The organism is Vibrio chemaguriensis (assembly GCF_012275705.1).
Taxonomy (GTDB): domain Bacteria; phylum Pseudomonadota; class Gammaproteobacteria; order Enterobacterales; family Vibrionaceae; genus Vibrio; species Vibrio diabolicus.
The window spans coordinates 26,597-39,787 of the sequence record NZ_SHOE01000033.1 but is presented as its reverse complement, the minus strand read 5'-3'; the positions used below and the strand labels follow the sequence as shown (position 1 = coordinate 39,787).

Annotated in this window: 12 protein-coding genes; 3 read left to right on the top strand and 9 right to left on the bottom strand. The window is 45.8% G+C overall.

From position 1 onward, the window contains the following. The first annotated feature begins 419 nt into the window (after window positions 1–419). Together EX191_RS21075 and ygjK are read left to right on the top strand one after the other, a co-directional pair. A complete protein-coding gene (locus tag EX191_RS21075; RefSeq protein WP_005482920.1) occupies window positions 420–1,187 on the top strand; it encodes a hypothetical protein in 768 nt (255 codons plus the stop codon). A 114-nt stretch (window positions 1,188–1,301) separates the two neighbouring features. Next, the gene (gene ygjK, locus EX191_RS21070) at window positions 1,302–3,992 is read left to right on the top strand and encodes an alpha-glucosidase (protein ID WP_193448427.1); all 2,691 of its coding nucleotides are present in this window, start codon (window positions 1,302–1,304) and stop codon (window positions 3,990–3,992) included. A gap of 134 nt (window positions 3,993–4,126) precedes the next feature. On the opposite strand, the gene EX191_RS21065 is transcribed toward ygjK, so the two are convergent. The 4 genes from EX191_RS21065 to EX191_RS21050 all read right to left on the bottom strand — a co-directional run bounded on the left by EX191_RS21065 (window position 4,127) and on the right by EX191_RS21050 (window position 7,580). Beyond that, window positions 4,127–4,639: an O-acetyl-ADP-ribose deacetylase gene (locus tag EX191_RS21065; RefSeq protein ID WP_046875590.1), complete on the bottom strand. Its 513-nt coding sequence runs from the start codon at window positions 4,637–4,639 to the stop codon at window positions 4,127–4,129. Window positions 4,640–4,698: 59 nt separating this feature from the next. Beyond that, on the bottom strand, window positions 4,699–5,124 hold the full coding sequence (locus EX191_RS21060) for a VOC family protein (protein ID WP_006740975.1): 426 nt from the start codon (window positions 5,122–5,124) through the stop codon (window positions 4,699–4,701). A gap of 154 nt (window positions 5,125–5,278) precedes the next feature. After that, window positions 5,279–6,121, bottom strand: a complete 843-nt coding sequence (locus EX191_RS21055; RefSeq protein ID WP_025610673.1) for a LysR family transcriptional regulator — start codon at window positions 6,119–6,121, stop codon at window positions 5,279–5,281. Window positions 6,122–6,272: 151 nt separating this feature from the next. Further along, a complete protein-coding gene (locus EX191_RS21050; RefSeq protein ID WP_053313895.1) occupies window positions 6,273–7,580 on the bottom strand; it encodes a DUF1254 domain-containing protein in 1,308 nt (435 codons plus the stop codon). 141 nt (window positions 7,581–7,721) lie between these two features. Between EX191_RS21050 and EX191_RS21045 the strand changes: the two genes are divergently transcribed. After that, the gene (locus tag EX191_RS21045; protein ID WP_193448426.1) at window positions 7,722–8,636 is read left to right on the top strand and encodes a LysR family transcriptional regulator; all 915 of its coding nucleotides are present in this window, start codon (window positions 7,722–7,724) and stop codon (window positions 8,634–8,636) included. Between the two features lie 72 nt (window positions 8,637–8,708). Here EX191_RS21045 and EX191_RS21040 read toward each other — a convergent pair whose 3' ends face one another. From EX191_RS21040 to EX191_RS21020, 5 genes are all read right to left on the bottom strand, one after another. Then, window positions 8,709–9,194, bottom strand: coding sequence for a VOC family protein (locus EX191_RS21040; RefSeq protein WP_193448425.1), 486 nt, complete (start codon window positions 9,192–9,194; stop codon window positions 8,709–8,711). A 137-nt stretch (window positions 9,195–9,331) separates the two neighbouring features. After that, window positions 9,332–9,649: a DUF4144 domain-containing protein gene (locus EX191_RS21035; RefSeq protein WP_046875586.1), complete on the bottom strand. Its 318-nt coding sequence runs from the start codon at window positions 9,647–9,649 to the stop codon at window positions 9,332–9,334. Between the two features lie 96 nt (window positions 9,650–9,745). Next, the gene (locus EX191_RS21030) at window positions 9,746–10,456 is read right to left on the bottom strand and encodes an HAD family hydrolase (RefSeq protein WP_193448424.1); all 711 of its coding nucleotides are present in this window, start codon (window positions 10,454–10,456) and stop codon (window positions 9,746–9,748) included. Window positions 10,457–10,481: 25 nt separating this feature from the next. Further along, a complete protein-coding gene (locus tag EX191_RS21025) occupies window positions 10,482–11,018 on the bottom strand; it encodes a DUF924 family protein (RefSeq protein WP_085344588.1) in 537 nt (178 codons plus the stop codon). 65 nt (window positions 11,019–11,083) lie between these two features. Next, entirely contained in the window at window positions 11,084–12,931 is a 1,848-nt protein-coding gene (locus EX191_RS21020) for a M3 family metallopeptidase (RefSeq protein ID WP_193448423.1), read from the bottom strand. Window positions 12,932–13,191: the final 260 nt, after the last annotated feature.

The following is a 13,191-nucleotide window of genomic DNA, read 5'->3' as shown; positions in this document are numbered from 1 at the left end:
AGTGTGCGATTTATTCGTTTGTTTTCTTTTCTTTTTTTTTTTTTTTTTTTTCAGATGTGTATAAGAGACAGTTCCAATTGTGATCTCACGCTTTTATAAATCGATTGGTGTCATTTTTTGATACTTTTGATCTGAAAATTTGCGCTCTTATCAGAAAAGTTTTAGTAAAAATCTTTGCCATCTTAATTTTACTCTTCAAAACAATTATACTGACTATTATCTTGATAAGCCCATAGAGCAATGGCCATAACTTGTTCTGGATGGGTAAAATGTATCCAGTTAAAGAAAAGTAAAAAATCTAATGGATAAGACATGTTTTACGCCAACAAGATAGAATATTGAGACCAAAATCACAAGAGTAGGACTCTCTTGAATTTATCATCATGGATGCTGAATAAATAAAATACAGGCATTGTTAGATGAATAATTCTGCAACGTATTTACTTGCTGCTTTACGAGAAAAAATAAAAGAAAAAGGCATTGGATATTCTGAGCTTTCTATTGGACTTGGAATCCCGCTTTCTACTATAAAAAGACAGCTTCACAATACGTCTCTTGGTTTAGATAAAATCTTGTTGTACGCCACGCACCTTGATACGGATTTGGTTGAGTTATCCATGCGAGGTAAGCAGCTGCAGCAAGAGAGTGAACAGTTTATCACCGACACCAACAGTGAGATTTTCCATCAATATCCTCACTTATTTGATTTTCTTTATCTTTTGCGTCGACCTGAGTGGTCTTTAGAAGAGATCGCACGGAGATACCAGCTGAGTGATACTTCCGTTGCGCTCTATTTACGTGCACTAGAAATGATGGATTACATTGAACTGAAAGGGGATAAACACTATCAATTTAAAGATACAGGCCGCTTTATTTTTGAAGAAGGTTCAAATTTAGACACGCTATTTGCACAGCGCTTTCGTGAAGAAGTGTTTAGCCACGATATTCGACCTCCAATTTGTGTTGGACGCATTGCGATTACCGAAGAACAAGAAGAAAAACTGGCAAATGAAGTGTACAACAAATTAATTGAGTTTGATGTTCAAAATAAAACCAGTGAAAACAGTCAACGACTAAAAAATGTTTTACTCACTTTTACGCCTGGTAATCAGATATTTTTGGCTGACACAATTCCGAATATTAATGGCGATTTATTAAAATCCATCACTATCGCTAAAGAAAAATAAAAGAATAATTATTGGAAGCTCGTGCTTATTTAGTGCGAGCCGGGCTTCTGCACACTAAAAAACTCATTTATATAAATGAGGATATAAAAATAACGTAAATAATAGGGAAAAAGTATGTTTAAAAAGAGCACACTTGCCATTCTGATCGGGGCTACTATTTCGCTTGTTGGATGTGGTTCCAATGATAAAACTGAAATCCGTTTACCGCAGGCGCCAACTTCAGAATTTACTAACGTGATTGATCGTACTGGTAATCCAACTTACCTGCGTGATTACGACAGTTATTCGAACCTGAAGTACAACGCACTCACGGACAACGGCGCGTGGCATGGCCATTTGCTACCTGAAGATGCGGCGGGTTATGGCGCTTTCGGCGGTATTATGCAAGTGACGCAAGAGTACGCGCATTTTATGTCTGGCCAAACGTTCGACAAGCTCACGTTGACCGACAAAGTGAGTGGCCAAACTTACGACTTATCGAACGCAGAAGCGAAAGTCTATTCCATTCCAGGTGCGTTAGTGCAGGTGTTGGACTTGGACGATATTCACGTGCAAATGGTGCTGCGCTTCGTAACTGACCGTTCTTCGTTGGTAGAAACGCTCATCACTAACAAAACTGATCGTGATATGAACTTGACGTTGGAGTGGGACGGCGAGTTGGTGAAATACGAGCTGTCGACGCGAAAAGACCAAACCGTGGCGCAGTACTACCCAGATTACAAGCGCCAGATTTCGACCATCGAGAACGGCATTAAAATTAACTTTAGCGAGATGAAAGACAACTGGGCGATCCGTAATGATCGCGATGCCGAGTTCCGCATTACTCGTTCTCTACCGACGAAGACGTTCACCAACGAAACCTCATTCAGTTCTACCGCGGAGATGAGCCTACCAGCTGAGCAAACATCGGCGGTTTATACGGCGTATTCTAACCTGCACAATGCGAAAGAAGTGCAGTCAGAATCGTTGAAATTGCAAGATGTATTAGCGAATCCAACTCAATACATGGAAGCGTCGAAAGCGCGTTGGGACGGCTATTTAGCGAATGGTCTTATCAACAAAGAAGCGACAGCAGACCAAGCTCGCGTAGCGGTAAAAGCGATGGAAACCCTAAACGGTAACTGGCGCTCTGCGGCGGGCGATATTGAACAAGCGACAGTCACGCCATCGGTCACTGCGCGTTGGTTCTCTGGTAACTTAACGTGGCCGTGGGATTCGTGGAAACAAGCGTACGCGATGGCGCATTTCAACCCAGATGTTGCGATGGACAACATTCGCACGGTATTCCAAGAGCAAGTTCAAGCTGATGACAAGATTCGTCCGCAAGATAAAGGCTACTTGCTGGATGTGTTGACGTACACCAAACCTGTTAGTCGTGGTGGTGCTGGCTCTGAAAACTGGAACGAACGCAATACGAAACCATCGTTGGCGGCATGGTCTGTGATGGAGGTGTATTACGCTCTCGTGAACCAGTTTGATCGCCCAGAAGACGCGCAAAAATTCATTGATGAAATGTATCCGAAGTTGGTGGCATACCACGATTGGTGGCTATCCAACCGCGACCACAACCAAAATGGTGTGCCTGAATACGGCGCGGCAGTAGACCCAGCACACAACACGGAAGAAGGCGTGATGTACGTTTGGGTAGAAACGCGTGATCCTAACTTCACGACCATTATTCCGGCAGAAGACATCATCGAGCAAAACGGTAATTCTTATAAAGTAAAAGGCATGGCGTCTTACAATAAGATTCTTGATGAAGTGGATTACATGACGATTCACGTCGGCGCACAAGAAGCGGCAGGCTGGGAATCGGGCATGGATAACGCGGCTCGTTTTGGTTTTATCTACAATATCCACAACATGAATTCGCAAGCTGAAGACATCAGCAATCCAGACAAAAATGTGGATCAACTTGGTCGCTACGCGGCAAGTGCGTACGGCTTTGATAACAGCATCAAGCTGGAAGGCGAAGAGTGGGTGTACAGCAATACGTCAGCGGAAAACTTAGCGAAACTCGATCTAGCGAAGAAAGATTGGGAAGTTCGCTTTGCAGAAAACCGCACCAACAATAACGCTGCGGACGGCGAGCTGCTTGGCTTCTCTATGCTGCAAGAATCGGTGGATCAAGCCTCTTACATGTACTCAGACAACAAATACTTAGCGGAAATGGCGAAGTTGGTGTCCGATGGCGTAGAAGGTAAAGATCGTGCGCAAGAATTCCTTAACGGCGCAGAAAAAATCAAGACGTACATTAACCAATGTATGTTTGATGAAAGCACAGGATTCTTCTACGACATTCACTTAAATGTGGCTGAAGATGGCACTACTCCTGCGCCTCTTGCAAATGGCTGTGCGGGTTTGCCGATTGTAGAGCGTGGAAAAGGCCCAGAAGGTTGGTCGCCGCTGTTTAATGGTGCAGCAACGCAAGAGCATGCCGATAAAGTGATCGCGGTGATGCGTGATCAAGACGAGTTCAACACGCCAGATAAATTCCAAGGAACGGGTGTGCCTTTGCCGACCGCATCGCAAACTAACCCTGCTTACGGTAAAGATGTGTACTGGCGTGGTCGCGTGTGGCTAGACCAAGTGTACTTTGGCTTCCGTGCGATGGAAAACTACGGCTACAAAGAAGAAGCGATTGCGATGGCGAATGAGCTGTTTAACAACGCAGAAGGTATGACGGGTGACATGCCAATCCGTGAAAACTACAACCCAGAGACGGGCGCGGTACAAGGTGCGTCGAACTTCTCTTGGTCTGCGGCGCATTTGTACATGATGTACAACGGATTCTTCAAAAACTAGATCGCACACATTAGGCGCTTTGGATGACCCCCCTAGCATTCGTAGCGCTTAACGAACGATAATTCAGTGATAAATAAGACAAACCGGACTGTATTGGCAGTCCGGCTTTTTTTATGTCTCTTGTCACACAGATTTTAGTGCTGGGTCAGGGCGCGTTGCCAAATCGAAAGCATCTCTTCACTAAACAAGTAAAAGCGCATGTCGAGTGCCGCGTATTCCGGTCTTTGGCAAACGGCCATCGCGACTTCTGCTGCTTCTTGGGGCGGGTAACCATACACTCCGCAAGAAATCGCAGGCAGTGCCACACTTTGGCAATGCTTGTCGAGCGCGAGATCCAGCGAACGTTGATATGCAGATTCCAACACCGCTTTTGGATCGGCGAATTTATCGTAAATCGGGCCAACGGCATGAATGACGTAACGCGCGTTTAAATTGCCAGCCTCAGTAATGCGTGCGTCACCAAACGGGCATCGAATACCGTCGACATCATCAACGGCATAACACGCATTGATAAGCGCAGGCCCTGCTGCGCGATGAATGGCACCATCGACGCCACCTCCGCCGAGCATTCTCGGGTTTGCTGCATTCACGATGGCATCGACATGTGCGGTGGTAATGTCGCCTTGGACTAACGAGATCGCGTTCATTTTTTTGAGCCTTCTACAATGATGAGAAACAAATGGTCAGTAACACAGTTAAGTGTAGCTTACTCATCAATCACTTGAGGTTTTAACTCGACGACATTTCCTTCCGGATCATGTATATAGAGTGATCTACCGAACCCTTGTGCGCCATACCGCTTCGCAAACTCTTCGGTTTCAATGCCGCGTGAACGCAGATATTCCAGCATTTCATTTTCTGAAAAAGGCGCTAGTTGCAGGCAAAAATGGTCAATATTACGACCATTTTGAACTGGTGGCTTTCCGCCAAGTTGCCCTAACTCGCTGTCCACCGTCACCACATCAATCAATGCGTTACCAGCCCTGAGCTGGGTTAAACCAAGCTCCATTACTTCGCGCTCGACAGGGCAGCCCAAAATATCTCGATAGAAATGCAACATGGCGTCGAGGTTGCACGTTCTTAACACGACATGATCAAGGGCTTGGATTGCGATTGGGTTGTTGGTGGGCATGCTTCACTCCTTTTGTGCGGTTATGGAAAAGTATACGACCTGAACGTCCATATTGATCGTTAAGCCATTTTTAACATATGCGCATTTAGTCATAAAGAGTGCGTTTAAGAAGAGAGAAAGAGTTTTTGGCGAAACGCCTTGATGTGCGACCGAGTCAGGCGTTTAGGCCTGTAGCAAATTGGTCACGCGCCCAAGCTCGCAAACATTGATGGGAAGTGCTGGATTCATCTCGTTTATGGAAAATCAGCTTATAGCTGACTGGCTCGGAAAACATTGGAGTTTGAATGACTTGCAGATTCAAAGCCGATTGCCATTTCTGCGCCAAAGACAGGGGAAGCACGCCTAAGCAATCGTGTTTCGCCACATAAAGCATCATGCCAGAGAGCGATGTTGTCATCATTTCCACATCACGCTCTTGCAGCCCTGGCTGGTGAATTTCGGTGTTGCTAACTGGGAAGTCTTCGTCTCCGACAAACCGACAGTGCTTTTCAGAATAAAACTGTTCTTGTTCGATTTTTCCTGCGATACGTGGGTGATCTTGACGACAAATCACCACCATTGGCTCTTCAAAAATTGACTCACTGATAAATGATGGGTCATGAATGGTCGTTGGGCTAATAATCAAATCGATCTGTTTAAGTCGTAGATCGTTCAATAACGAAGGTAAATCCGTATCGGCGCAAATGCTGATCGTGTTGGTTGGTGTGATGCGGTGGATCAGCGCTTCATTACAGCTCAGGCGGAAAGTGCTTTGATCGGATATGGCATCATTGATCATCGCAAACGCCTGATGAAATTTAGGTAGCAACTGATGCGCTACAGAAGTGAGTTTGATTTGTCGCCCATCCTTCACAAATAACGATTTGTTGGTTTCTTTTTCCAAACGCTTCATGGATGCGCTAATCGCTGGCTGAGTTAGCCCTAGGTGCTCTGCGGCGCGAGAGTAAGATTGATATTCAGCAACAATTAAAAAGGTTTGGATTAGATTAAAATCCATACGATACCTAAATAAAAATAATCACTAGATTCAGTGGGCGCCTCTTTGATTTTTGGGCTAGATGTTCGCCCTAGGCACCCACCTTGAAATAAGCCTCCTTAACGCACTTACGAGCTAAGGAGGCTACAGAGTAGTGGTTCGTTAAAACGAATTATTTAACTACTTTGATTTCAGGCATTTGATACTCACCACTTTGGATTGCATCGTCTGCGCCGTAAAAACGCATGATGGCGTAGAACGGTTTTTCAGGTACTGGCAAGAAGTTTGGATCGTCTGCTCGGCCTTTCTCGTTCGCACTCATGTAAATGGTGTAGTAACCGTCTTTGTCCGCTTTCATGGTTCGGTCGCCACGGCTGTGACGGTTTAGGTCGTTTTTCGCCATCAAACGGTTGTCGTTGCCGTAAATAGTAACAGACCAGAATTCGCTGACGTTCGGCGCTTTAAAGCGCATCACGTAATCATGCTTCGAACCATCCAGTTTTTGACCAGTGCTGTCGAAATCTGATTTACGGTAAGACGCTTCGATAGGTGGTAAACCCCACTGACCAAGGTAAGTACCTTCTGCAAAAATATCGCGTGGCGCATCACCCAAGGTATCGCGTGTACCAAGCAACGTACGAGCATCTGTCATTTTAGGTGCAAGTTCGACGAGGTGTTCCATGCCTTTCTTCTCACCAACTTTTGCCAGTTTTAGCTGCTCAGGTGTGAAGTCAGTTTTGCATGGTTCAACGCCGATAGATTGGTATTTGTCCAACCACTGTTTGTCTGCATTGCCCATCGAGCCATCACATAGCACGAAGTTCACGCGTTCAAGCCATGTTGAATTTTTTGGATCTGGATACGTTCTTTGTACTGGTTTTGGCCCGTTCTTACCTAAATATTCCGATAGGGTACGAATGTTCCATTGGTCCATGTAGTTAAGCGCGACTTTTGCGTCTTCGTCATTCACTGCCATGATGCGACCCATCAGCTTAACAAGATTGCTGTCTACGCGAACCACTTCGTCGACAGACGCTGGCACTTCACCTTGCCAATCTTGTGCTGCAAACATGAACTGGCCGCCTTTTGTGCCGCGAGTACGAGAACTGAACGCTGCGTTGGTGTAGTGGCCCATGTCCATTGTGTGCAAGATCCAGTAACGGCCTTCATCCATATCAGGCACGCTCACAATGACAGGTTCTGCAGCAACATCTAACCAGCCCATAAGGTGAAGCGTATCGTTATTAATGGTTGGGTGAGCGGTGTAAGAGTCATCAGCTAGAGCACGAATATTCTGAAAGCGGTTCAGTGGATAGTTGTTTTCTACCGCCGTGTGATAGAAAAACTTGTACGCTTCATCGATAGAGTAGCCGTAGATATAAGCATCTTCTGCAAGATCAACATTGGTGTTAGCCGCAAATACAGAGCTGGCTCCTAGCGCTGATAATCCCAATAGAGTAACGAGTAATTTTTGTTTCATGGCTGGTTTCATCCATTTGTTTGTGAGGATATGTTTCCAGCTAAGCTTAGTCGTTAACCCGTTTATTACAGAAATGAATTGTGAGTATTTAGTCTATATCAAAAGTGATATGCTTTGAGAAAAGCTAAAGAGATAACGTTGATGAACTTTGATTACAATTTGCTCAAGGTGCTTGCGGTGATTCTTGAAACACGCAACACCACAACGGCTGCGGAGCGTTTGTGCACCAGCCAGCCTGCTGTGAGTCGAAGCTTGCGTAAAATTCGGGATTTGTTTAACGACGACATTTTAGTGCGTAAGGGCACCAATATGGAGCTCACGCCGAAAGCCGAAGAGATCAAAGCGCAGCTTTCTGGGATCATCAACGACATCGACAAGCTAGTGAATGTTTCTCATAGTTTTGATCCCGCGATCGAAAGCTGTGTTCTGCGTGTTGCGATCAACTCGTCCATTGCGCAATGGTTTTCTGCCGCGTTTACTCAGCTGCTAGCCAAAGAAGCGCCGTTTATGAACTTGGTGATCGAAGACTGGACGGAAACCACGCCAGACAAAATCGATGCGGGTGAAATCGCTTTTGGCATCAACTATTTCCCTATGGAATTGCCGAAGCATCTGGTTCAGAAAAAAGGCGGGCGGGACGACTTTGCTCTGGCCTGTCGCGCGACGCATCCGCATGGTGGCAAACGCATGTATTTGGATGACATTTCAGAGTACGCGTACGCGGTTCACATCATCCAACATTGGAATGAAAAAGAAGATCACATATCGCGCTTGTTGCTGCCTTTTTCAGTTGTCCCAAGAATTCAACTGCGTACCACGCACATCAACACCATTTTGAATTTGGTTGCGGATAGCGATGTGTTGTTTCCTTGTTCGCGTCACTTGATCAATCAGTTAGATAAGCGTTTTTCTTTTATCGAATTTGATGACGCGCTGCCGAAATTAGAGGGTAACTTCGGTTACGTTTACAGCGTAAAGCGCCGCAATGATCCGTTGATATTGTGGGTTAACAATACCGTTGAATCGTTGATGAAGTCGCTAGGCATTGAGTCGTAACAATAGTTGGTGAAACGGTTTGAACAACCGGGTTCGGTAACGTACTGATCCCGGTTGTGTTGCTTGATGCAATTACTCGTATTCAGAAGCGTAAGTTTCTTCATAAGTGTGTGAGTAAAGCTCGAACAGGTTGCCGAATGGGTCTTCTAGGTAGACCATTTTCGCAGGCTTGTTATCGTTTTCTGGGTGGTAACGCATGATGTCCATACGCACTTTGCCACCAAACGCTTCAGTGCGCTTGATTGCACCTTCAAAGTCGTCCGTCTGCAAACAGAAATGGAAGATTCCGATGCGAGAGAAATCCACTTCATGGCGCTCTTGACGCTCTTTCATTTCAAATAACTCAAGTCCGATGCCATCACTTGTCACTAGATGCGCAATGTTGAAGCCTTTAAAGCCCTCACCAAAGACCGCAATACACATTCTGCCAATTGCGGTTTCGCGTTCTTCAATCACTTTCGTGTTGCCCATAACGACTTTTAGACCAAGCGCTTGCGTGTAAAACTCAACCGCTTTATCCATATCTCCGACCATAATACCGACATGATTCATTTTCATTTGTTTGCTCCCAACATGTGTGCTTAAACGTTGTTTTGTTTCGATGTGGGAGAGTATATGGTGCGGTTTTAATTACATGAAATTATCATAAATTATAAAAATAATAATTTTATGTAATCAATGGGGCAGAGTTCGAGCTAATTGGCTAATGCCTCAACTGCTTGCTGTACCGAGGTGAAGTGAATTTTGATGATGCACCTTTGTGCGAGACTAAACTCATGCGACTGGATGAGCGACGTAACTTCCTCGACGGACAGAGTGCGTTCTTCCGGTTGTAAAACGGTGGCGTTCGAATCGTTGTATTGCAACCCGAACGTGCTGCCATTTGAGTCAATTACGTAATCATCTGGCCCCCAAATGAGCGCTTCGCATTCGGAATCAAGATCGGCATGAGAACGCAAATAGATAAGTTCATCGTCGCCATCGAGTTTCAATAAACATGGCCATGTAACCATGGGGCCTCCAGTGTAGTGGCTAAAATTGTTTCAATGTCTGAAAGGGCAAGGTGAGCGCTGGCTTTCAAGGTGTTGGCCTTAAACCGCAGTCAAAAATTACGTGTGTTGAGCAATAATCGAAAACAGCTCGTCAACCGTTCTTGCCACGTAATCTGGTTGTACGCTCCAATGCTCTGGCATCGCGCCACTGTATGCTGCTGTAACGGCAATCACCTTACTTTGGCCACCCAACTGATGTTCGATGTTGCGTGCGAATTGCGTGTCGGCTTCATGGTCACCGATGTACATCAGCTGTCGATTTTCTGCGTGACCAAAAATCGACTCAACGCATTTGATGCCACTGTACGCATCGGGCTTTTGGTGCCCGTTCGAGACGTCATCATACCCGACGATGGATTTAAACGGCGCGCTGATGCCGTTGTCGGACAGCACTCGACGAATATTGCTTTGTGAGTTTTGAGAGCAAATGCCGTGAGGCAGCTGCGTAAACTCTTTAATAACGCCATCAATGCCTTCAAACAGGGTTACTGGTGTTTGGTTTTTCTCTTGATGCTCTGCCCATAAACCACCAGCTTTTAGCATTTCATCATGGGACATGCCGTAGTAATCCACGTAGAGCTCTTGCCAGTTTTTAGCCGCGTGGTTTGCGTAGTGATAGTTGGCTTCTGAATGGAGATATTTCGGTAAATTATCGCCAGTTAAATGCGGGGCAACGATGGCTAAGATCGCTTTGGTGATGTCGATGTTTTTCGGTACAGAGTTTACGAGTGTCCCATCGTAATCCCACAATATGGCGTCTAATTTCATTCAACGTTCTCGTTGTAATTGATGGTTAAAAGCTGGAACCGGGTTGCTGCAAAAATGCTAACTCTTCAGGTGTGCTTTCTCTACCCAAGATGGCGTTGCGATGTGGGTAACGTCCAAATTGGTCGATGATGGCTTTGTGTTTTAGCTCAAAATTGTAGTTATTTTCAAGCCCTGGTGCGCGAAACAATTTCTCAGCTTCGACATGGATGAGGCGAGATTCGCTGTGCATAAACGGCATGTACAAAAAGCTTAGCTGCTCAGGCGCTAATTCTTGATCGTGTCCTAACCGAATTGCTTCTTGAGCCAATGCTAATGCGAGTGGGTCTTGTGCAAATGCTTTTGGGGTGTTGCGATACACATTCCGTGAAAACTGGTCGAGCACGATGATTTCGGCCAATCGCCCTTGTACGCTGTCTCGCCAGCTAAAAAGCTCACAGCGAGCGGCTTGTTCTAGTACCGAGGCAAATCGTGACGCAATATGTTTGTCCAGTTCTGGGTCGTTTTCAAACCAGTTTTGAGGCGTTAGCTCTTCGAACCAGAACTTGAGGATTTGTTGATGCATGGCGCTTCCTTTTGTTGTGCCTTAATAGTAAAAAGCCAGAAGCGTGGCTTCTGGCTCTTGGCGTGTTATCGACCGTAAGTCTCTACGATGTAACGTTCAAAATCGTCACACATTTGTTCGTCAGAGATGACGTTGCTTGCCAGTTCTTTACTGCCGTCGACGACTTTAATCGTCGCGTTCAGTGAAGCAACTGGTGCTCGTTCTCGTGTTGCAAGTGAGTCGATTTTCTTCTGCTGTACTTCCCACGCTTGCTCTGGCGATAGATTACATACATCTGCCAAGTACTTAGCATTGAACCCCTCGCCAGTTAGGCTGAAAATGGTTTCGTTGTGTGACAAATGATTGCCCGCGTGCCAGTAGTGTTTTGCCAGCAGTGGGCCAATTTCTGGGTTATCCGTCAGATAGCCAAACTTCTCAAGGAAGTATGCACGGGTCTGGTACACCGCCATGTGCGCGAGTAGGTAACCTTGATACGCACAAGCTGCTTCGTCGGATAGCAAATGTGGAATCGCCATCAGTGGGCGAGGGCTGCATTCCAAACCAAGGATCTGTTTTTCACAATCGCGAGCCAGCTTAGTGATGCGCTCTGGCGTTAACTCGTCATCGCTAAGTTGATATAACGCGCGTTCAAAGTACGGCACAACCAAGATGCTACGTTCTTCATAAGCTTTGAATGGCTGACGACTGTTGATCATCGCTTGAATGATCTCATCAGGAACCGGATTCCCTTCATCATCCAGTGCGTATTGTTTTAGCCAATCGGCATCGGTTAACAGGCTGTCACAGAACATCGACTGAGTTTCTGCATAAGCCATTGAAGTCGGCGCAAACTCCTGCGAGAAACAAGGTGCGTTCATTTTTACGTTCGCAAAGTGTGCTGCGTGGCCACCTTCGTGGAACAGCGTGTTAATGCCATCGTAGCCGCTGCCCACTTGGTCTGGTTTGGCATTGCTGGTGAAGTTCACCTGTGCTGCGACCCATTCGCCTTGATTGTAGAAAGAAGGGATAGGGCCGTGGCAGAACCCGTTCGGGTACTTACCTTTGCGGTCTAACAAATCCAGCGTTAGCATCGCGCCAGAGTAATCAATATTCAGACGACCAAACGATTCTACCCAGCGTCTCAGAGATTTAGAGAACGGCACGTATGGGTCAAGGTCACGCATGACGTCACCCGCGAACGAGTAAACAAAGTTGTAGCCTGTTAGTGCGCTTGCGCCTTTCTCTTTCGCCAAGTTTTCTAAGCTGTTTAGGTGCGCATCTCGCGTGCGTTGTTCGAAATCTTCCAAAATCTCGAATAGCTGCTCAGAGCTCATCTTTTCCGTTTTTTGCACGGAGTAATCAAAGAAGGTCGCATAACCCAGTGAGCGAGCGAACTGGTTGCGCAGTTTGATCAGTTCTATAAAGCCGTTTTGCAGTAGCCATTGTTCAAGGTTCAGCAACGCTTGATGAGCCGATTGGCGAACTTCTTCATGATTGCTGGTGCGAATGGTTGAGCTCAATACTGGCAGTGAACCTTCCACTTGCTTGCCGTTTTCATCGGTAAACGTTTGTACGTGGTTCTGTTTTTTCTCGAATAGTTCAGCTTCAAAGGCAATGAGCTGATTTTTCAACGCTTGTGCTTTTTCTCCCTCGATTGCGTGAGATTCAAACATCGCTAGCCAACCAGAAAGACCCGTAATGGTTTGCTGTTTCTCTTGTGGGTCGGTAATTGAGTCCGCGGCTTCAAGCTGTTGTTTGATGGCAGTAATTTGCTCGGCGTTGCTTAAAAAGCTTGTCCATGCGGTTTGTGCTTGCGTCGAGCCATCATGGTCATCGCTGATCCCCATGTAAGTTTCCCAAAAGAAATCTTCTTTGGTGCGGTGAATCGCGAGGTAACGTTGATTGAGGTCGTTGAGATAATCCGTTGCGGTCATTTTGATCCTTCAAATGGTTGGGAGTAGACCCCTAATTATTGCACGCCTATTGATAATAAAGGAGGGACAAATTAATTTGCTGGTAGCGTACTGCGTAAACGTGATTTTACTATTTGTTTACATTTTAATGAGTTAGCAAGAGTTGTTACGAGTTCGGAGTGCGCAGTGTTAAGACTGGCACGGATTTTACAGTTCATCAGTTAATTAATCTGCGAGGCGCTCTCGATGATCTTTGTCATGTGTAATAATATTTCTATATC

Bases quoted from the DNA above. Each gene is read 5' to 3' on its own strand.
- EX191_RS21040 (WP_193448425.1), bottom strand. From the start codon at position 9,194: ATGAAAATGAATCATGTCGGTATTATGGTCGGAGATATGGATAAAGCG.
- EX191_RS21075 (WP_005482920.1), top strand. From the start codon at position 420: ATGAATAATTCTGCAACGTATTTACTTGCTGCTTTACGAGAAAAAATA.
- EX191_RS21055 (WP_025610673.1), bottom strand. From the start codon at position 6,121: ATGGATTTTAATCTAATCCAAACCTTTTTAATTGTTGCTGAATATCAA.
- EX191_RS21065 (WP_046875590.1), bottom strand. From the start codon at position 4,639: ATGAACGCGATCTCGTTAGTCCAAGGCGACATTACCACCGCACATGTC.
- EX191_RS21035 (WP_046875586.1), bottom strand. From the start codon at position 9,649: ATGGTTACATGGCCATGTTTATTGAAACTCGATGGCGACGATGAACTT.
- EX191_RS21045 (WP_193448426.1), top strand. From the start codon at position 7,722: ATGAACTTTGATTACAATTTGCTCAAGGTGCTTGCGGTGATTCTTGAA.
- ygjK (WP_193448427.1), top strand. From the start codon at position 1,302: ATGTTTAAAAAGAGCACACTTGCCATTCTGATCGGGGCTACTATTTCG.
- EX191_RS21020 (WP_193448423.1), bottom strand. From the start codon at position 12,931: ATGACCGCAACGGATTATCTCAACGACCTCAATCAACGTTACCTCGCG.
- EX191_RS21060 (WP_006740975.1), bottom strand. From the start codon at position 5,124: ATGCCCACCAACAACCCAATCGCAATCCAAGCCCTTGATCATGTCGTG.
- EX191_RS21050 (WP_053313895.1), bottom strand. From the start codon at position 7,580: ATGAAACAAAAATTACTCGTTACTCTATTGGGATTATCAGCGCTAGGA.
- EX191_RS21025 (WP_085344588.1), bottom strand. From the start codon at position 11,018: ATGCATCAACAAATCCTCAAGTTCTGGTTCGAAGAGCTAACGCCTCAA.
- EX191_RS21030 (WP_193448424.1), bottom strand. From the start codon at position 10,456: ATGAAATTAGACGCCATATTGTGGGATTACGATGGGACACTCGTAAAC.